Annotated in this window: 19 protein-coding genes; 11 read left to right on the top strand and 8 right to left on the bottom strand. The window is 62.9% G+C overall.

What is annotated here, in order from left to right; all coding sequences use genetic code 11:
* The first annotated feature begins 40 nt into the window (after positions 1-40).
* The 5 genes from U4Y90_RS16390 (at position 41) to U4Y90_RS16370 (ending at position 4,152) form a co-directional block, all read left to right on the top strand.
* The gene (locus U4Y90_RS16390; protein ID WP_321795982.1) at positions 41-1,243 is read left to right on the top strand and encodes an NAD-dependent formate dehydrogenase; all 1,203 of its coding nucleotides are present in this window, start codon (positions 41-43) and stop codon (positions 1,241-1,243) included.
* Positions 1,244-1,248: 5 nt separating this feature from the next.
* Positions 1,249-1,779 (top strand): HPP family protein, encoded by a 531-nt coding sequence (locus U4Y90_RS16385; protein WP_321795981.1) that lies wholly within the window; start codon positions 1,249-1,251, stop codon positions 1,777-1,779.
* Positions 1,780-1,875: 96 nt separating this feature from the next.
* Entirely contained in the window at positions 1,876-2,448 is a 573-nt protein-coding gene (locus U4Y90_RS16380) for a TetR/AcrR family transcriptional regulator (RefSeq protein WP_321795979.1), read from the top strand.
* Between the two features lie 124 nt (positions 2,449-2,572).
* On the top strand, positions 2,573-3,454 hold the full coding sequence (locus U4Y90_RS16375; protein ID WP_321796146.1) for an NAD(P)H-binding protein: 882 nt from the start codon (positions 2,573-2,575) through the stop codon (positions 3,452-3,454).
* Between the two features lie 32 nt (positions 3,455-3,486).
* Positions 3,487-4,152, top strand: coding sequence for a glutathione S-transferase family protein (locus tag U4Y90_RS16370; protein WP_321795977.1), 666 nt, complete (start codon positions 3,487-3,489; stop codon positions 4,150-4,152).
* A gap of 253 nt (positions 4,153-4,405) precedes the next feature.
* Here the strand turns inward: U4Y90_RS16370 and U4Y90_RS16365 are convergent, their stop codons facing one another.
* Positions 4,406-5,311, bottom strand: a complete 906-nt coding sequence (locus tag U4Y90_RS16365; protein WP_321795975.1) for a LysR family transcriptional regulator — start codon at positions 5,309-5,311, stop codon at positions 4,406-4,408.
* A 97-nt stretch (positions 5,312-5,408) separates the two neighbouring features.
* On the opposite strand from U4Y90_RS16365, the gene U4Y90_RS16360 reads away from it, so the two are divergent.
* Genes U4Y90_RS16360 through aroQ form a run of 6 tightly spaced genes read left to right on the top strand, consistent with a single transcriptional unit; the run spans position 5,409 to position 9,724 of the window.
* Positions 5,409-6,359 carry a ketopantoate reductase family protein gene (locus U4Y90_RS16360; RefSeq protein ID WP_321795973.1) on the top strand — a complete coding sequence of 317 codons (951 nt, stop codon included), beginning with the start codon at positions 5,409-5,411 and terminating at the stop codon, positions 6,357-6,359.
* Positions 6,356-6,748, top strand: a complete 393-nt coding sequence (locus U4Y90_RS16355; protein ID WP_321795970.1) for a VOC family protein — start codon at positions 6,356-6,358, stop codon at positions 6,746-6,748. The genes U4Y90_RS16360 and U4Y90_RS16355 overlap by 4 nt, the downstream gene beginning before the upstream one ends.
* Before the next feature lie 2 nt (positions 6,749-6,750).
* On the top strand, positions 6,751-7,209 hold the full coding sequence (locus U4Y90_RS16350; RefSeq protein WP_321795968.1) for a MaoC family dehydratase: 459 nt from the start codon (positions 6,751-6,753) through the stop codon (positions 7,207-7,209).
* Positions 7,209-8,420, top strand: coding sequence for a CoA transferase (locus U4Y90_RS16345; RefSeq protein ID WP_321795967.1), 1,212 nt, complete (start codon positions 7,209-7,211; stop codon positions 8,418-8,420). The genes U4Y90_RS16350 and U4Y90_RS16345 overlap by 1 nt, the downstream gene beginning before the upstream one ends.
* A gap of 7 nt (positions 8,421-8,427) precedes the next feature.
* Positions 8,428-9,261, top strand: a complete 834-nt coding sequence (gene aroE / locus U4Y90_RS16340) for a shikimate dehydrogenase (protein ID WP_321795965.1) — start codon at positions 8,428-8,430, stop codon at positions 9,259-9,261.
* A 19-nt stretch (positions 9,262-9,280) separates the two neighbouring features.
* Entirely contained in the window at positions 9,281-9,724 is a 444-nt protein-coding gene (aroQ, locus tag U4Y90_RS16335; protein ID WP_321795964.1) for a type II 3-dehydroquinate dehydratase, read from the top strand.
* A 190-nt stretch (positions 9,725-9,914) separates the two neighbouring features.
* On the opposite strand, the gene U4Y90_RS16330 is transcribed toward aroQ, so the two are convergent.
* From U4Y90_RS16330 to U4Y90_RS16300, 7 genes are all read right to left on the bottom strand, one after another.
* Positions 9,915-11,360, bottom strand: coding sequence for a Dyp-type peroxidase (locus U4Y90_RS16330; RefSeq protein WP_321795963.1), 1,446 nt, complete (start codon positions 11,358-11,360; stop codon positions 9,915-9,917).
* Positions 11,361-11,553: 193 nt separating this feature from the next.
* Complete coding sequence (locus U4Y90_RS16325; RefSeq protein WP_321795962.1) at positions 11,554-12,321, bottom strand: ABC transporter ATP-binding protein; 768 nt, start codon at positions 12,319-12,321, stop codon at positions 11,554-11,556.
* A 44-nt stretch (positions 12,322-12,365) separates the two neighbouring features.
* Complete coding sequence (locus U4Y90_RS16320) at positions 12,366-13,079, bottom strand: ABC transporter permease (protein ID WP_321795960.1); 714 nt, start codon at positions 13,077-13,079, stop codon at positions 12,366-12,368.
* The gene (locus U4Y90_RS16315; protein ID WP_321796144.1) at positions 13,076-13,765 is read right to left on the bottom strand and encodes a histidine ABC transporter permease HisQ; all 690 of its coding nucleotides are present in this window, start codon (positions 13,763-13,765) and stop codon (positions 13,076-13,078) included. The genes U4Y90_RS16320 and U4Y90_RS16315 overlap by 4 nt, the downstream gene beginning before the upstream one ends.
* A gap of 52 nt (positions 13,766-13,817) precedes the next feature.
* The gene (locus tag U4Y90_RS16310; RefSeq protein WP_321795958.1) at positions 13,818-14,945 is read right to left on the bottom strand and encodes a DUF2817 domain-containing protein; all 1,128 of its coding nucleotides are present in this window, start codon (positions 14,943-14,945) and stop codon (positions 13,818-13,820) included.
* Positions 14,946-14,994: 49 nt separating this feature from the next.
* Positions 14,995-16,101 carry a 2Fe-2S iron-sulfur cluster-binding protein gene (locus U4Y90_RS16305; RefSeq protein ID WP_321795957.1) on the bottom strand — a complete coding sequence of 369 codons (1,107 nt, stop codon included), beginning with the start codon at positions 16,099-16,101 and terminating at the stop codon, positions 14,995-14,997.
* Entirely contained in the window at positions 16,098-17,177 is a 1,080-nt protein-coding gene (locus tag U4Y90_RS16300) for an aromatic ring-hydroxylating dioxygenase subunit alpha (protein ID WP_321795955.1), read from the bottom strand. The genes U4Y90_RS16305 and U4Y90_RS16300 overlap by 4 nt, the downstream gene beginning before the upstream one ends.
* Positions 17,178-17,184: the final 7 nt, after the last annotated feature.

Here is a 17,184-nt window from a genome sequence, read left to right as displayed (position 1 = left end):
GCCCCGGAACAAAACGTCCATCAGAGTGGAGACAGATATCGTGGCAAAAATTATTTGTGTGCTGTACGACGATCCGGTCAACGGTATGCCGAAGGAGTACGCCCGTGACAGCCTTCCGGAAATCACGTGTTATCCCGACGGCCAGACCACTCCGACGCCCAAGGCAATCGACTTCACGCCGGGCCACTTGCTGGGATGCGTCTCCGGCGAGCTGGGCCTCCGGAAATATCTGGAGTCGAACGACCATCAGTTGGTGGTGACGTCCAGCAAGGACGGTGCTGATAGCGTCCTCGACCGAGAGCTGCATGACGCCGAAATCGTGATTTCGCAGCCGTTCTGGCCTGCCTACATGACGGCCGAGCGCATTGCGAAGGCGCCTAAACTCAAGATGATCGTCACGGCCGGAATCGGTTCGGATCACACCGACCTGCAAGCAGCCATGGACCGTGGCATCACGGTAGCCGAAGTCACCTACTGCAACAGCAACAGCGTGGCTGAGCATGTCGTGATGACGACACTCGCTCTCGTACGCAACTACATTCCATCGCACAACTGGGCCAACGAAGGCGGCTGGAACATTGCCGACTGCGTCGAACGTTCATACGACGTCGAAGGGATGCACGTCGGCACGGTCGCCGCGGGCCGGATCGGTTTGCGCGTGTTGCGACTGCTCCAGCCATTCGACATGAAGCTGCACTACCTGGACCGGCATCGTCTCCCCGAGTCGGTTGAGAAGGAGCTCAATCTCACATATCACTCGAATCTGGAAAGCCTGACCCGTGTGTGTGACGTGGTGACGTTGAACTGCCCGCTGCACCCGGAAACCGAGCACATGATCAACGCGGCGACGTTGAAGAATTTCAAGCGCGGCGCTTACCTGATCAATACCGCTCGCGGCAAGCTGTGCGACCGCGACGCGATCGTCGACGCGCTCAAGAGCGGTCAACTCGCAGGTTATGGCGGCGACGTCTGGTTCCCTCAGCCCGCACCGGCTGACCATCCGTGGCGCGGCATGCCCCATCAGGGGATGACGCCTCACATCTCAGGCACCAGCCTTTCCGCACAGGCGCGATACGCAGCGGGAACGCGCGAGATTCTCGAATGCTACTTCGAAGGTCGCCCGATTCGCGATGAATACCTGATTGTCCAGGGCGGCAAGCTCGCGGGCGTCGGCGCACACTCCTACAGTGCCGGCAACGCGACGAAGGGCTCGGAAGAAGCGGCCCGCTTCAAGAAGGCCTGATTTCGATGACAACCCCGTCTGCCGCTTCCGCCGGCGCCAACGGGGCCTCGACGAGACGCGCTCACACTCGCAGCATTGTGCTTGCTGGCGTGGGCGCGTTCGTTGGTTTGGCTTTCGTCGGCATGCTGGCACAGAAAACCTCGGAACCATGGATTCTCGGTTCGTTCGGGGCCACCTGTGTTCTGCTGTTTGGCTTTCCATCGAGCCCGTTCTCCCAACCGCGAAACATCATCGGCGGGCACGTCCTGACGTCGTTGACAGGCCTCGTCTGTTTGCAGTTATTCGGCCCGGGGTACATGCCCATGGCCTTTGCCGCAGCGTCCGCACTCATGCTGATGATGCTGACGCGAACGGTTCATCCACCGGCCGGCAGCAATCCGGTCATCATTTTCGCAACGCAGCGGGGCTGGTCTTTTCTCGCCTTGCCAACGATGTTCGGGGCCGTGGCGCTGGTGCTGATCGGTTGGCTCTATTGGGCAGTCGTCAAGCGTGGCGCATGGCCACATCGCATTGTGAAAAATCAGGGAAATCGATGACGCGCGCATTGTTTCAAGCGATGTCATTCCTTTCCTTGATTTCTTTTTAGATGACGTCTATCATCTAAAAAATTCGATCACACTGCAAGCAGAACCATGAAGAAGTCCAAACTCGAAACGGCGGAGACCCGACGCCGCATCGTCGAAATCGCAGCGGGAGAACTCAGGACGAACGGCATCCACGCCACCGGCGTCGCCGACGTGATGGCCGCCGCCGGCCTTTCGCATGGCGGGTTCTATCGGCATTTCGGGTCGAAGGAGCATCTGGTCGCCGAAGCCTGTGAAGCGGCCATCGCCGACATCGTCGGTGCACTCGAGGCCGCAGCCGGGAAAGCCACTGGCAAGAAAGGGTTCAGGGCGCTCGTCGATACCTACATGTCGACGTCGCACCGGGACAGTCCGGCGAGCGGCTGCCCCCTTGCAAGCATGGGCAGCGAACTCGCGCGGGCGGACGAATCCACGCGCGCGGCCGCATCGCGCGGCTTCGACGAGTTTGTCGACATGCTGGCAAAGCGCATTCGAAGTTCGGAGGACGAGCCGAACCATTCGAAGGCCGTGTTTGCGCTATCGGCCATGATCGGCGCGCTGACCATGTCCCGAATCATTGCTGACCCCGCGGCGTCGGCAGCGCTGCTGGAAGACGTCAGGCGACACGTCGCTGCGATTTGAGTCTCACCGGCAATTCGAGACTGAAAAACTCGCATCTAATTGTGCATATGCACATTTCGACCACTGGGCAAAGAAATTTCCTCACCTTCGCGGGTGCATTTACTTATCGATTGGAGGCTTCGTCATGCAACAACGCAAATTCCTGATCACCGGCGCTACAGGGAAAACCGGCGTACATACGGTCAACAACCTTTTGGAGGCGGGCCATGCCGTCCGCGCGATGGTCCGCACGGAAGACGAGCGCAGCGCCGCGCTTCGTGCCGCGGGCGCGGAAGTAGTCGTGGGCGATCTGCTCAGGCATGACGATCTGATTCGCGCCGCCGCGGGTGTGTCGGGCGCGTACCTTTGTTACCCGGTGCGTCCCGGATTCATTCAGGGAACGGCGTACTTTGCCGATGCCGCGCGGCGCGCCGGTCTCGATGTCGTCGTGGAGATGTCACAGATCTCTGCCCGTGAAGACTCGAAGAGCAATGCCGCACGCGATCACTGGATTGCAGAACGCGTTCTCGACTGGTCGGGCGTACCGACTGTTCATATCCGCCCGACGTTCTTTTCCGAATGGCTTATTTTCCCGTGGGTGCGCGATACGATCGTCAACGATGGAAAGATCGCGCTCCCCTACGGCAACGGACGTCACGCTCCGATCGCGGCCGAGGACCAGGCTCGCTTCATCGCCGCGGTGCTGACGAAGCCGTCCGGCCACATCGGCAAGACGTACGAGCTTTGCGGACCGGCGGAGCACGATTACCACGAAATCGCGGACAAGATCAGCCAGGTCATCGACAAGAAGATCACGTACAGCCCGGACACGCTCGACGGTTATCGCGAGCATTTGCGGAAATACGATCTTCCCGAGTTCACGATCCAGCACTTCATCGAAGTAGCCATCGACTACCGGAACGGCGTGTTCGAAGGCGTCGATAACATCATCGAGCGCGTCACGGGAAAGGCGCCACAGACGGTCGAGGAATTCGTTCGCGCGAACCGGCGATTTTTTGGCGCATGATTGCGTGAGTCCGCAAACTTTCATGCCCGTCGATGATCGCTCGCGCAAATTCAGCGATAGGCGCAAGGGATCCTGAAATGACCAAGAGCTTAGAGCTTCACGGCGCCCCCACCGGCAACTGCATCCGCGCGGCGATCGCTCTGGAAGAAGCCGGACTGCCCTACACGGTTCGATTCGTCGATCTCGCGATTCAAGAGCAAAAGCAATCCGCGCATCTTGCGCTGAACCCGGCGGGAAAAGTACCGGTTCTGGTCGAAAGGAAAACAGACGAAGCACCGTTCGTCATCACCCAGTCGAACGCAATCGTCTTCTATGCAGCGGAACAGCGGCCGGGTCGCCTGCTGCCGGGAGACGACCGAGCGCGCGCCGTCGCGTATGAGCGCTTCTTCTTCTTCGTGACCGACGTGATCGCTCCGAGTCATGCCGCCTTTTTTCTCGGACGAGCAGGCGCTTCAGACGCGCGGGCGCTTCTGATCGAGCGCATGCTCGCGACCGTCGCGACGGCCGAGCGGTATCCCGACGCGAATGGATACATAGCCGGCGAGGCGTTCTCTATCGCGGACATTGCGGCGTTCACGATCACCTCGTCGGTCAAGGAACATCTGCCCTGGAATCAATTGCCCAATCTGCGTCGCTGGTATGAACGGGTCGAGGCAAGGCCCGCAGTCACGCGCGGCCTTCGTGCATTCGATGTCTGAGAGCGCATGGTCGGCGCTTCAAAGACAACGCATGAACCTGGATTCCATGCGTGACGCAATCGATAAATGCTTAAGCATCTGTTCAGAGCACGGGCTAACTCTAGAATGGGAAACCCTCGATGCTCGACAACGCCGCTACTCAAGATGATTCTTTCCAGAGTAGATGCAGCAGCTCGGCACCCTGCTTCGAACGGTCAGAAACAATCTCGCGGCCGAAAAGTGAACTCTGGCCGCTCCGCTCGAAAGCGACGCCTCAGCGCATGCTGCTGAATAACTGCGCCACTGTCTCCCGCAGCCAGCGATTGCCCGCCTCATGGTGATACCGCGCGTGCCAATGCTGGCGCACAGCAAATTCCTCGACGGGAACCGGGCATGCACGAACTGACAGATCGTTGACCTGCGCAAGCGTCTGGCCGATGTGGCGAGGCAGCGTGGCGATCAGGTCGGTCGTCTGGATGATCGCGCCCAATCCGAGGAATCCCGGCAGTTCCAACACAACATCGCGCTGAATCTGTTCGCGCAAAAGCGCTTGTTCCAGCAATTGGGCGCCCGTTCCGGCCGCGATGGCGACATGTCCCTCCGTGCGGTATTGCTTCAACCCAAGCCTGGAGCGTACCCGAGGATGATGCCGGTTGGTCAGGCACACCCAGTCCTGCGTGTACAACTGCTGCTGGTAAATGCCGCCGCTGAGCCACGGCACATGGCCGATTGCCAGGTCCGCCTCCCCTGACTCGAGCGCCCGTTCAGTGTTTCCATCGATCCTCGCCGCCTCGAGGCGAATGCCTGGCGCCTGCGCCCGAATGTGCGCCAGCATTCGAGGAAGCAGCGTGATGTGGCTCGCATCCGTCATGCAGATGCGAAACCGGCGCTTCGCGGTGGCGGGATCGAACGCGATCTCCCACGCAGCGAAGCGCCGCAGCGATTCGAGAATCTCGCGGCACGGCCCGATCAGCGCGTCGGCTTGCGGCGTGGGAGCCATGCCGCCGGGCGTGCGGATGAACAAAGGATCCTGCAGGAATTCACGCAGCCGTCCGAGCCAGATGCTGATCGTTGGCTGGCTCTGTCCGAGCTGCTCCGCCACGCGGGTGACACTCCGGGTGTCGTACAGAAGGTCGAAAAGCTGCAACAGCTTCAGGTCGGGCAGTTCGGCGCGGTTCATGACCATTATTATGTTTCGCAATGAGCTCATTGTAGCCATTGCATTGTCAACATGAGCGGCGACTTCTATCGTTGCGTCAACACATCTGGAGACGCAAATGAAGATCGCGATTCTGGGGGCTGGCGCGCTGGGCTGCGCGATCGGTTCCACATTGACCGAAGGTGGCCACGAAACCTGGCTAATCGACCGTTCGCCGGCGCACGTGAACGCCATGCGTCGCGATGGCCTGCTCGTTGACGACGCCGATGGTTCCCGGCGCATCGAGGTCCGCGCGGCGACGCATGCCGCTGACGTCGGCGCGACTGACCTGATCGTCGTCCTGGTGAAATCCTTTCACACGGATTCGGCCATGCGCGGCGCGCTGGAGCTGATCGGGCCGAACACGCTCGTGCTGTCGTTGCAGAACGGCCTCGGGCACGAAGATGTCCTCGCCGAAATCGTCGGCCGAAACCGCGTGCTGGCCGGCAAGACATACGTCGGAGGCGTGCTTCGGGGGCCCGGCCATATCCAGCGCGGCGTGAGTGGAAAACTCACGTACATCGGCGAACTGGACGGCCAGATCACGAGCCGCGCGCAATCGATCGCGAAAGAATTCAACGCCTCGAATCTGGAAACCCGGGTCAGCGACAACATCCTCGGCACGATGTGGGACAAGTTGCTGATCAACGTCGCGACAGGCGCGCTGACCGGCATCACGCGTCTTGCCTACGGCCAACTCTATAAAGAGCCCATTCTCAAGGCGACCGCGCTGGCCGCCGTGTCCGAGGCGATGGCCGTCGCGAAGGCGGCCGGCATCGAACTGTCCATGATCGAAGCGGATGAGGCGTGGAATCTCGCAGCCGAAGGGCTTCCGCCCGCGTTCAAGACTTCGATGCTGCAAAGCCTGGAGAAAGGCTCGGTCACGGAGATCGACTTCATCAATGGAGCGGTCGTGCGCTGGGGTGAACGGCTCGGCGTGCCGACACCGGTCAACTCGACGCTGGTCGCATGCATCAAGGGCATCGAGCGCGCCATGACGGACCAGCAACGAGAGGAAGCGACAGCATGAGCAGCTCCAAAGCGTATCTGGAACATGTGGCTATCCGGGTGAAGGACATCCACTGGCACATTCGCTTCTTCGAAGAAGTCCTCGGCATGACCATGCGCGAAGTCGACGGCACCGTCGAAGCACCGCGTCAGTACTGGACGCTTGGCGGACTGCAATTCATCGGCGATTCGAGTTACGAAGGCCCTGAAGGCCGGCTCGCCCATCTGGGCGTGATGTGCGAAGACCTCGAAGCCGCGCTCACTGCAGCGCAAGCGTTCGGGGTCACTGAAATGCCGCAGGGGCGCAACTGGCTGCGATTGCCGGATGGACTCGCGCTTGAACTGATTCAGGCGAAACCCGCAGCATGCGTCACGCAGGCGCTGGCGATCAACCCACGCTCGGAGGCGTGACCATGACGATCATCGGGAAATACTGGGACGACGCCCGCGAAGGCGACGAATGCCTGAGCCCGACCTACACGGTCACCAAGGAACGCATCCTGGCCTACGCCGACCTCACGGGCGACCACACGCCCGTGCATGTCGACGAGGCCTATGCCAACGCCAGCCACTTCGGCTCGATCGTCGCTCACGGTCTGTTCGGATTGTCGATCGCGGACGGGCTCAAGACACAAAGCGAATATCGCTTCCTGCCGGGCATGTCGCTCGGGTGGACGTGGGACTTCCTGCTGCCGATCAAGGTCGACGACGTGCTGCATGTGAAATTCCGCGTGGGCGCGATGCGCGCGAGCAAGAGTCGTCCGGAATGGGGCATCGTCGTGTTGCCGTCGGAGCTGATCGATCAGGATGGCCAGATCGTCCAGCGCGGCGAGCATCGCCTGATGGTGCCGCGCCGTCCGGGAGCGTTCTGATGCAAGCCCGCCCTCTCGAAGGTATGCGCGTCGTCGACTACAGCCATTTCCTTGCTGGCCCCTATGTGGGACGTTGCCTCGCGGCGCTCGGCGCGGAGGTCATCAAGGTCGAGCGTCCCGGCAGCGGCGACGCTGGCAGGCAGCACGCCACCGTGCTCGATGACCAGCAAAGCGCCTATTTTCTGCAGCTCAACATGGGCAAGCGCGGCGTGAGCGTCGACATGAAGGACCCGCGCGGCAAGGATTTCATGCAGCGTCTTTGCGATTCGGCCGACGTGTTCATCGAGAACTATCGGCCGGGCGCGCTCGACAAGCTCGGCCTCGGATACGAAGCGCTTTCGGCGCGCAATCCGCGTCTCGTCTATTGCTCGATCTCGGCATACGGACACACCGGGCCGGATGCGCATCGCGCGGGCTTTGGCCTGATCGCCGAAGCGAAGAGCGGCATCATGCAGATGATCGGCGAGCCCGGATCGCCGCCGCCCCTGATGCGCATTTCCCTCGGCGACATGTACACCGGCATCCACGCGGTCGCCGCGATCAACGCCGCGCTACTCGGTCGCGTGAAGAGCGGCCGGGGCCAGCACATCGACATGGCGCTCTATGACACGCTCGTGTCGATGCATGAGTACGCGGTGCAGTGCTACACGATGCAAGGCATCCTGCCCGAACAGACGGGTCACGACATGCCGACGTCGACGCTTTACGGCGTGTTTCGCGCCGCCGACGGCGATCTCGTCATCGCCGCGCAGGTGGACGATGCGTGGAAGCGTTTCGCCACGCTCGTCGAGGCGAACGGCGGACCGGCGGGCTTCGGCACCGACACACGCTTCCATAACCTCAACGGCCGCAACGCCAATCGCGTTGAGATTCTTTCAGTGGCGAAGCCCTGGGTGGCCGCACGACCGGTCGCGCAGGTGCTCGAACTGCTGGACAGTGTGGATGTGCCTTGCGCCAAGGTGCAGCGCATCGATGAAGTGCTGGCCGATCCCCAGATCATCGCGCGCGGCATGGTCGTCGAACAGCAGCATCCGCGCTTCGGGACGCTGCGCCTGCCCAACCTGCCGTTTCGCTTTTCCGACTGCGACACGACGATTCGCGAAGTCGGGCCGGACCTCGGTCAGCACAACGCGGAAGTGGCGCAGTCGCTGGGCTTCGCTCCTGCCGAGATAGACGCGATGCAAACCGACGGCGTACTCTTTTCGAAGTGAGATCACCATGACCGACCAATACGCGGTGATCGGCAATCCGATCGGACACACCAGATCTCCCCTGATTCACGGGCTCTTTGCCGAGGAAACGCAGCAGGACATGGCTTATACGGCCATCGAAGGGCCGCTGGAACCCGAGCAGGCCTTCGCTGACACCGTGCGCGCCTTCGCTGAAGCAGGCGGCAAGGGCATGAACGTCACGGCTCCGTTCAAGCTGAAGGCATTCGCCATGGCCGACGAGCACAGCGAACGAGCAGAGCTTGCGGGAGCGGTCAATGCCATGAAGTTCGAGAACGGCCGGATCATCGCCGAGAATTTCGACGGCCTCGGACTCGTGCGCGATATCGAGGTGAATCTCGGCCTGCCGATGGCCGGCAAGCGCGTCTTGGTACTCGGCGCGGGCGGAGCCGTGCGGGGAGCGCTGCTGCCCTTCCTCGGCGCGCGACCGGCCGAGATGGTCATCGCGAATCGTGACATCGTCAATGGCCGTGCGCTCGCGGCGCAAGTGAGCGCGCGTGGCCCGATCTCTGCCTGCGGATACGGCGATCTGGAAGCAATGGGACGCTTCGACCTCGTGGTCAACGCGACGTCGGCCAGTCTCACGGGCGATCTGCCGCCCGTTCCACCAAGCGTTTTCAGCCCCGAGGGCGCGGCGTACGAACTGGCGTATGGGAAGCGATTGACCCCTTTCCTGCGCCTCGCGCGAAACGCGGGTGTGCGCGACATCGCGGACGGCGTGGGGATGCTCGTCGAACAGGCGGCGGAAGCCTTCGACTGGTGGCGCGGCGTGCGCCCGGCGACGCGGGCGCTGATCGACCGCCTCACGGTGCCGCTCGATTGATCGTGCGATGGAGAGACGAATGAAACATGCCCTGATGCTTCACGGTGTCAACCACAACATGTTCGGCAAGCGCGATCCGGTGCAGTACGGAACGATCACGCTCGCCGAAATCGACGGTCGTTTGCAGGCTCTCGGCGCTGAACTCGGCGTACAGGTGGAATCGTTTCAGACGAACAGCGAAGGTGCCATGTGCGCGCGCATTCATCAAGCCTTCGAGGAACGCTGTGACGCCGTGCTGATCAACGCCGGCGCATGGACTCATTACAGCTATGGCATCCGCGACGCGCTGGCGATTCTCACTTGCCCGGTCGTGGAACTGCATATGTCGAACATCCACGCGCGAGAGTCGTTTCGGCACCACTCCGTGTTCGCGGAGGTCGTCGACGGCCAGATTTGCGGTTTTGGCCTGGAAAGCTATTTGTTGGCCTTGCGGGCGGCGGTCGCTCGGATCAAGCGAAAGTGAGGGAGACGAAAGTGAGGGAGACGGCCGCGGAAGATGAATAGTCTTGCTCGACGCTGCTCGCAAGGGCGAAGCGGTCACGCGAGGACCGTCTTCATCTTTCCGGAAGCTCTGCTCCACGCTTCGTTTCGCACAGTGAACAGGACTCGGCCTGCGTCCACAGGCCGAGCCCCAAACACCGCGAATCACGCTGTCAAAGCGATTTCAAAAAAGAGATCGATGGCGCGAAGAAATACTCCCCGCCGCGCATTGTCACGAAGCCCGCGAAGCTCTCATCGTCCTTGCCGTCACTCAGACGTGCGCCCCACTCGACGGGCCAGCGTTGCCCCGACGGCTTCGCGGGCTGACCGATCACCGGATCGATGCCCGTTCCGGGATGACGAAACGACGCATTGTTGACCCACTTCTGCTGCGCGAATTCGAACTGCTGCCCGATGTCGCTCTGATACGCCATGAACAGCAAGCCGACGCCGCCTTCGGGCTTGTTGTCGAGCCGATCGTCATTCGGATCGTCGCTGCGCGTGCCGAACGGAATACCTCGACGCGCCATCAAATGCGTCTTCGAATCGGGTGTGTCGGTGCGCGGGTTGCTCTTTCGGATATGGGCGGCGAACGGGCATCTGAGTCCGGCGTCGCCGTCGAAATTGAAGTTGTTCGTGACCGGCCCCGCGAAAGCGGGATCGTCTTCGTCCTGCGTGCTCGTGAAGGGCACGCCGTTCTCGAACCGCCCCACCACGGCTGCGCCGGCATCGATCGAGTTCGCAGGTCTGCCGTAATCGGTTTCGAGCAGGCGGGAAAGGTTTTCTTCCCGCGTCTTGAAGCCCTTCACGTTCTGCTCGAGCTTGCGAAACACGAAGTAGCTCCCGCAACTCACGTCGTGCTTCCCGCCGGGGCACGGCAGCAGCAATTGCGCGAGCGGAATGGTCGGATCCCACATCAACTTCGCGCCGCCTGCCGGCAGTTCCTTCTTCACCTGTTCGAGCAACGCGAGCGGCTGGCTGCGGCCATCGACATAACCGAAATGTTCGATGCCGATGCCCGCCTTGTTTCGCAGCGCGTTGCCGTCTTCCTTGTGATCGCGATTGAGCAGCGTAACCGTTCCGCCGGTGGCGTCGATCGCGGCGATCATGTCGTCGCGATCGCTGTTGCGCACGTTCGCGTCATCGTTCGCGATGAGAATCATCGCGTGCACTTCGCCGGCGAACGGCGCTTCCCATTCGTCGAGGCGATCTCCGAGATCGCGGGTTTTCATGCCCGCGTTGAACGCCGCGTCCGCCGGCTTTGCGTCCGGCGCGCCGAGCGCGTCATACCCTTTCGCCGTCAACATCAGGGCGATGAAGGTTCCGCCGTCCATTTTCTGCTCGTTATAAGCCCGCGCCTTCAGCAATTGGTCGAGTGCCGACACTATCGTGCCGCCGATGCGCGCCACGAACGCACGCGCCTCGCTCTTCTTCGAAGGGTCGAATCGGAGGAACAGATTGCTGGTGTGATCGCGGCCGTGCCCGTCGAGTATGTTTCCTTGCAGGTCGTTGAGCATGGCCAGTTGCGCCGCCGCTTCGGGCGTTGCGGCGGAATGGGCGTCAGTCCACGAGAGCGGCTTCGACAACCATTCGAGTTGATTGGAAAGGACAGTAGACATTAGACCCCTCATCTGTAGCGATTGATCGATTCACTCCGACGATGCATTCGGAATGCAACGCGCTAATCGGAACGCGCCCGGATGACAGACGATTATGGAGTCGCTGATTTGAAAGACGCGCGATAACTTTCGCGTCGCACCGGTCGCGACGAGATCATTTCGCGCTGCCGAGGCCTGTCTGCCGAAATTCACATCACTTGAGACTGCCCGACAGAAACCCGCGCAGCCGCTCGCTTCGAGGATTCACGAGGATGTCGTGCGGACAGCCCTGCTCTTCGATGCGTCCCTGATGCAGGAACACCGCGTGATTCGATACGTTTCGCGCGAAGCCCATCTCGTGCGTGACGACGATCATCGTGCGCCCCTCCTCCGCGAGCGACTGCATCACGCGAAGGACTTCGCCTACGAGTTCGGGATCGAGCGCCGAAGTGGGCTCGTCGAACAGCATGACTTCCGGCTCCATCGCCAGCGCGCGGGCGATCGCCACGCGCTGTTGCTGGCCGCCCGAAAGATGGGCGGGATAGCGGTTCTCCATCGCGGGCGTCAGCCCCACCCTTGAAAGATAGCCGCGCGCACGCTCGATCGCATCGGCGCGGCTCAGACCCAGCACGCTCACCGGTGCTTCGATGACGTTCTCCAGCACGGTCTTGTGCGCCCAGAGATTGAAATGCTGAAACACCATCGAAAGCTTCGCGCGCATCCGGCGCAGTTGCTTCGGATCGGATGCACGCAATGCGCCGCGCCGGTCGCGCCCGGTGCGAATCGCCTCGCCATCGAGCGCGATGCTGCCCGAGCAGGGCTGTTCGAGAAAGTTCAGGCATCGCAGAAACGTGCTCTTGCCTGAACCGCTCGACCCGATGATGCTGATGACATCGCCGGCTTTCGCATCGAGCGATACGCCTTTGAGCACCTCGTTTTCACCATACTTCTTGTGCAGGTCATGCACGGCCAGCTTGGACATGGGTTCGAACTCTCCTGCCTGATGACGGTTATGCCGCGCGCCCGTCAGAGCGCACGCGGCCTCAGAAATGCGAGCCAGCGCGCCTCCAGCTTGCGGAAAGCGAACACCAGCGCGAACACGATGCCCGCATACAGCAGCGCCGCGATGCCGAATGCCTGAAACGACTGATACGTCGCGGAGTTGACGTCGCGCGTGACCTTCAGGATGTCGGGCACGGTGGCGGTGAAGGCGAGCGTCGTCGCATGCAGCATCAGGATCACTTCGTTGCTGTAGTTGGGCAGCGCGCGGCGCAGCGCGGAGGGCAGAATGATCCGTCGATACAGCGTGAAGCGCGACATGCCGTAGGCCATGCCGGCCTCCACTTCCCCATGCGCGGTGGCCCTGATCGCGCCCGCGAAGATTTCGGTCGTGTAGGCGCACTCGTTGAGCGTGAAGGCGAGCAGCGTGCAATTCATCGCGTTGCGAAAGAAGGTATCGAGCAGCGCATGGGAATGCACGACCTGCAGGCTGTAGAGGCCCGTGTAGCAAAGCAGAAGCTGGACATAGAGCGGCGTGCCGCGAAACACGTAGGTATAGAGCCACACCGGCGTCGAGATGAACCGGTTGTGCGAGGCGCGGGCAACCGCGAGGGGCACGGCCAGGCAGAAGCCCAGCCCGATCGATGCCGCCAGCAGCCACAGCGTGATGGCGAGACCGGTCAGGCGGTAGCCGTCGGTGAACAGATAGTTCTGCCAGTACTCGCGAACGATGTCGATCACAGCGCGGCCCTCCGCACGCCAACCGAATAGCGCCTTTCGAGCCACGCGAGCAGCACGTTCGAAAGCGACGTGATCGCCAGATAGATCGCGCCCGCGGCCAGCGTGAAGAAGAAGAACCGCAGTGTGCTCTTGCCGGCATCCTGCGTGACCTTGACGATATCCGCGAGACCGATGATCGACACCAGCGCCGTCGCCTTCACGACCACCTGCCAGTTGTTGCCGATGCCCGGCAGCGCGAAACGCATCATCTGCGGGAACATCAGCCGGCGGAACACCTGCCAGCGCGTCATGCCGTAGGCGTGCCCCGCTTCGATCTGTCCGCGCGCGACCGCGAGAAACGCGCCGCGGAATGTTTCCGTGAAATACGCGCCATAGATGAAGCCAAGCGTGAGCACTCCCGCGATGAACGGATCGATGTCGATCTGCTCCATGCCCATCGCATCCGTGGCGCGGTTCAGCAGGATCTGAATGCTGTAGAACAACAGCAGCATGAGCACGAGGTCGGGCACCGCGCGAATCAGCGTCGTGTAAGCGGTGCCGATGCTCACGAAGGCGCGCCTGCCCGAGAGTTTCGCCGCCGCGCCGATCAGTCCCAGCACGAACGAAACCGCGAGCGACAACAGCGCAAGCTCCAGTGTCCTGCAGGTTCCCGCGATCAGTTGCGGTCCATATCCGTCCAGCATGATGGCGTGTCTCCTTTGTGGGTTTCTCGTGGGCGTCTTGCCAGGCGGGCGCGGATCACACGTCGCGCGTCGTGCGATCCAGTCCGGGCAATGCCTTCAATGCGCGTTCCCAGACCTGCCGCGTGCGACGCCACGCGATATCGCGCCAGTCCTGGTCGGCGGGCAGGAAGGCATCGAACAGCGCGCGGCTGATCTGCCTGCCGCGCACATCGTGCGGGTCGCCGTGCAGGTGCAGCCAGTGATCGTTGCGCAAGGCCTCGTGCATGGGTGCTTCGGCGTACGTGCCGCACTCGATCACGAGCTGCATCAGATGCGTCGCGGGCAACGCATCGAGCATTGCCTGCGACGTATAGCCGGTCGCGCGGGCCACGACGCCGGTATCGCTCACCGCGGCGTGCGCGTCCGTGACGAGCGTATGCAGCCAGGGTCCGTAGAGCGTCTGCGCATCGAGAAGCGCGGGATAGCGCGCCTGCGCGATCGCCATCAGCATCGGATGGCCGAACGGACCCGCGCCGGTATGCAGATCGAACGCGATCGCGACCTGAGCGGGCGTCAGAAACCGATCGACGATCGCGCGCAGCGTCTCGTTGGACCACGCGGCCTTCGTGCCGCCGTAGAACAGGCCATCCGCATGCGCGTACTGTCCCGCGCCCACGATCGCCTGATATTCCGGCCAGCCCATGTCGCGCACGTGCGCGGCGAGTTGCGCATCCGCGCGCTCGCGGACGGGCCCGTCCAGATCGCGGCAGGTGTAAATCTCGTGGATGGTTTCGTAACGCGCGTTGACCGGCAGCGGCACGCCGAAATCCAGATAGTTCCGGTTCAGGTCGATGTTGTCCTCGTTGACGCGGCGCGCCCACGCCGTGCCCCACGGGTTGATCAGGTGCACCATCATCACCGCGACGCCATCCGGCAATTCGCGTGTGCCGAGCTCGCGCAGCCACGCTGTCTGACACGCCGAGCCGTAGTAGCCCTCGACGCCATGCGTCCCGGAAATCGCGAGCAGCACGCGGCGGGCGTCGGAGGGGCCGAGCCACGCGACGTCCGTCGCGAGCGTTTCGCCCGCCGGACCGCGCAACGGATGTTCGTACGACACCACGGCCGCATTCGATGCGCTCGCCGCCTGCAGAAATCGCTCGCGCTGGCTCGCGTACCGGGGTTCGACTGGAAATTCGATGGTCATGCGCTCCTCGTCTCGTTGTTCATGTTGAAACCGCGTGCCGGTGCGGCGCTCATGGGCACTGAAGCGCCAGCGTCACGGAAGTCGATGGCTTCGCGCAGCACAGCAGCACTTCATCCTCGGCCGGCGGATCGAGCGGCGGCTCGACATAGCTCACCTGCCCCTCGACGAGACGCGCCGCGCAACTGCCGCAGATGCCCGCGCGGCAACTGAACGGCGGCGCATGGCCCGACTGCTCCGCGAACTCGAGCAGCGATCCGCACGCGGGGTCCCAGGCGACCGGCGCGTCGTGCGGATGAAAGCGCACGGTGAGCGCCGCATCGGTGGCATCCACAATCGCCGATGCAACTGTCTCGGCGACAGGCGGCTCGACTCGCAAAGCGTCGGCATCGATCACCGTCGCAGGTCCGAAAAACTCGTAGTGAATGCGCTCGCGCGCGACGCCGAGGCTGCGCAGCAAACTCCAGTTCGCCTGCATGAACGCAGGCGGCCCGCACAGATAGACCTCGTAGTTATCGAGCGGCAGCAGCGCCTGCAAGGTCTCCTTCGTCAGCAATCCGCTGCTGTCGCAGACATCGAGGTCCTCGCGTCCGCGCGGCCGTCGATAACACACATGCACGCCGATGCCCGCGCGCCTCCCGGCGAGATGCCGCACTTCGTCGCGAAACGCGTGCACTGCGCCGTTCTCGCACGCGTGAACGAAGTGCACGCGCCGCGTGCTCGCCGAACTCAGCCGGTGCAGCATGCTGAGCAAGGGCGTCACGCCGATGCCGCCGCTCATCAGCACGACGGGCCGTTCACTGTCTTCCGCGCAGACGAACGCGCCGAGCGGTCCGGCGATCTCGAGCGCATCGCCGACCGCGATTCGCTCGTGGAGATGGCAGGAGCCGCGCCCGCGCGGGTTCGTCTCTTGCTTGACCGAAATGCGCCAGCGCGAAGTGTCGGCGGGATCGCCGGACAGGCTGTAGGTCCGCAGAAGCGGCTCGCCGTCGGGCATCGCGAGACGCACGGCGACGAACTGGCCGGCGAGAAACGGCGCCAGCGCGCCGCCGTCCGTCGGCACAAGCTCGAATGACACGACCGACGCGCTCTCGCGGACCCGCCGTGCAACCCGAAGCCGCCTGAAACTGCCGGGCGCGGGCGTGGCGTCGCTCGTCATGCAACAACTCCGTTGGCCGTCTGGCCCGCGACGTACGCGGCGGACGACGCCATCGCGGTGGCCTGCTCGCGCTCGATCTTCTTCGCGAGCGCACGGCGGAAACGCAGCGGCCCCGCGTCGATCGCGAGATCGATGTTCGGCGTGCGCCGCTGCGCCATGCCCGCATGCACGGCGCTCAACACCGCACGATCTTCCTCGAAGGCGTGGCGCACGTCCTCGTCGAACTGACGCGAGACCTCCTCGTCGCCCGGCGCGAAGTTGCGTGTCTGGAACCAGAAATAGCGCGTGTGCGAAGCGTCGACCGGCGTCATGAAGTTATACGAGTTCATGAGAAAGACATCCGGATGGAGCGGCGCATCGTCGCCGCCGGTGCCCGCCGGCGTGAACACCGCCTTGATGATCGCGTGCGACGGAAAGCGCACTTCGTAATGCTGCTTGCGGTCGCAGCGCCCGCCGAAGCGCACGAATTTCGCATAGAACGGCGCGACCTCGACATCGCGCATCCAGCGCGACACCGTCACGCCCTGCTCCGCGACCTCCGTTCGGAGCGGCTCCGCCTCGCACGCCGCGTTACCGAACGACGAACGGTGAACCCAAGCGACATGCGAGGGATCGAGCAGATTGTCCGTGACGTAAAGGTAATGGCAATCGACGGTCATCGCATCGCCCCGGTTCGAACCCCACGCGGGATCGTTCCACTCGTCGACCTCGACGATGGCGGCGGGGTCGGCGGCGTCCGGCTCGCCCATCCAGATCCACACGAGCCCGTAGCGCTCCGCGAGCGGATAGCTGCGCACGCGCGCGCCCGTCGGGATACGCGCCGCGCCCGGTGCGCGCGTGCACGCGCCGGAACAGTCGAAGGTCAGGCCGTGATAGCCGCACTCGACCTCGTCGCCGATGCGCCGTCCCATCGAGAGCGGCAGCTTGCGATGCGGGCACGCATCTTCCAGCGCGACGGGCGTGCGGTCCTGCTTGCGGTAAAGGACGATCCGCTCGTCGAGAATCGTCACGGGCAGGAGATCCTGCGTGACCTCGTTATCCCACGCCGCGACATACCACGCATTCTTCAAGAACATTGCACTG

The organism is Caballeronia sp. J97 (assembly GCF_905220305.1).
GTDB lineage: Bacteria > Pseudomonadota > Gammaproteobacteria > Burkholderiales > Burkholderiaceae > Caballeronia.
Note: the sequence above shows the minus strand (reverse complement) of the source record. Positions and strands in the feature narration are given on the sequence as shown.

Bases quoted from the DNA above. Each gene is read 5' to 3' on its own strand.
- U4Y90_RS16385 (WP_321795981.1), top strand. From the start codon at position 1,249: ATGACAACCCCGTCTGCCGCTTCCGCCGGCGCCAACGGGGCCTCGACG.
- U4Y90_RS16380 (WP_321795979.1), top strand. From the start codon at position 1,876: ATGAAGAAGTCCAAACTCGAAACGGCGGAGACCCGACGCCGCATCGTC.
- U4Y90_RS16375 (WP_321796146.1), top strand. From the start codon at position 2,573: ATGCAACAACGCAAATTCCTGATCACCGGCGCTACAGGGAAAACCGGC.
- U4Y90_RS16370 (WP_321795977.1), top strand. From the start codon at position 3,487: ATGATCGCTCGCGCAAATTCAGCGATAGGCGCAAGGGATCCTGAAATG.
- U4Y90_RS16365 (WP_321795975.1), bottom strand. From the start codon at position 5,311: ATGAACCGCGCCGAACTGCCCGACCTGAAGCTGTTGCAGCTTTTCGAC.
- U4Y90_RS16360 (WP_321795973.1), top strand. From the start codon at position 5,409: ATGAAGATCGCGATTCTGGGGGCTGGCGCGCTGGGCTGCGCGATCGGT.
- U4Y90_RS16355 (WP_321795970.1), top strand. From the start codon at position 6,356: ATGAGCAGCTCCAAAGCGTATCTGGAACATGTGGCTATCCGGGTGAAG.
- U4Y90_RS16350 (WP_321795968.1), top strand. From the start codon at position 6,751: ATGACGATCATCGGGAAATACTGGGACGACGCCCGCGAAGGCGACGAA.
- U4Y90_RS16345 (WP_321795967.1), top strand. From the start codon at position 7,209: ATGCAAGCCCGCCCTCTCGAAGGTATGCGCGTCGTCGACTACAGCCAT.
- aroE (WP_321795965.1), top strand. From the start codon at position 8,428: ATGACCGACCAATACGCGGTGATCGGCAATCCGATCGGACACACCAGA.
- aroQ (WP_321795964.1), top strand. From the start codon at position 9,281: ATGAAACATGCCCTGATGCTTCACGGTGTCAACCACAACATGTTCGGC.
- U4Y90_RS16330 (WP_321795963.1), bottom strand. From the start codon at position 11,360: ATGTCTACTGTCCTTTCCAATCAACTCGAATGGTTGTCGAAGCCGCTC.
- U4Y90_RS16325 (WP_321795962.1), bottom strand. From the start codon at position 12,321: ATGTCCAAGCTGGCCGTGCATGACCTGCACAAGAAGTATGGTGAAAAC.
- U4Y90_RS16310 (WP_321795958.1), bottom strand. From the start codon at position 14,945: ATGACCATCGAATTTCCAGTCGAACCCCGGTACGCGAGCCAGCGCGAG.
- U4Y90_RS16305 (WP_321795957.1), bottom strand. From the start codon at position 16,101: ATGACGAGCGACGCCACGCCCGCGCCCGGCAGTTTCAGGCGGCTTCGG.
- U4Y90_RS16300 (WP_321795955.1), bottom strand. From the start codon at position 17,177: ATGTTCTTGAAGAATGCGTGGTATGTCGCGGCGTGGGATAACGAGGTC.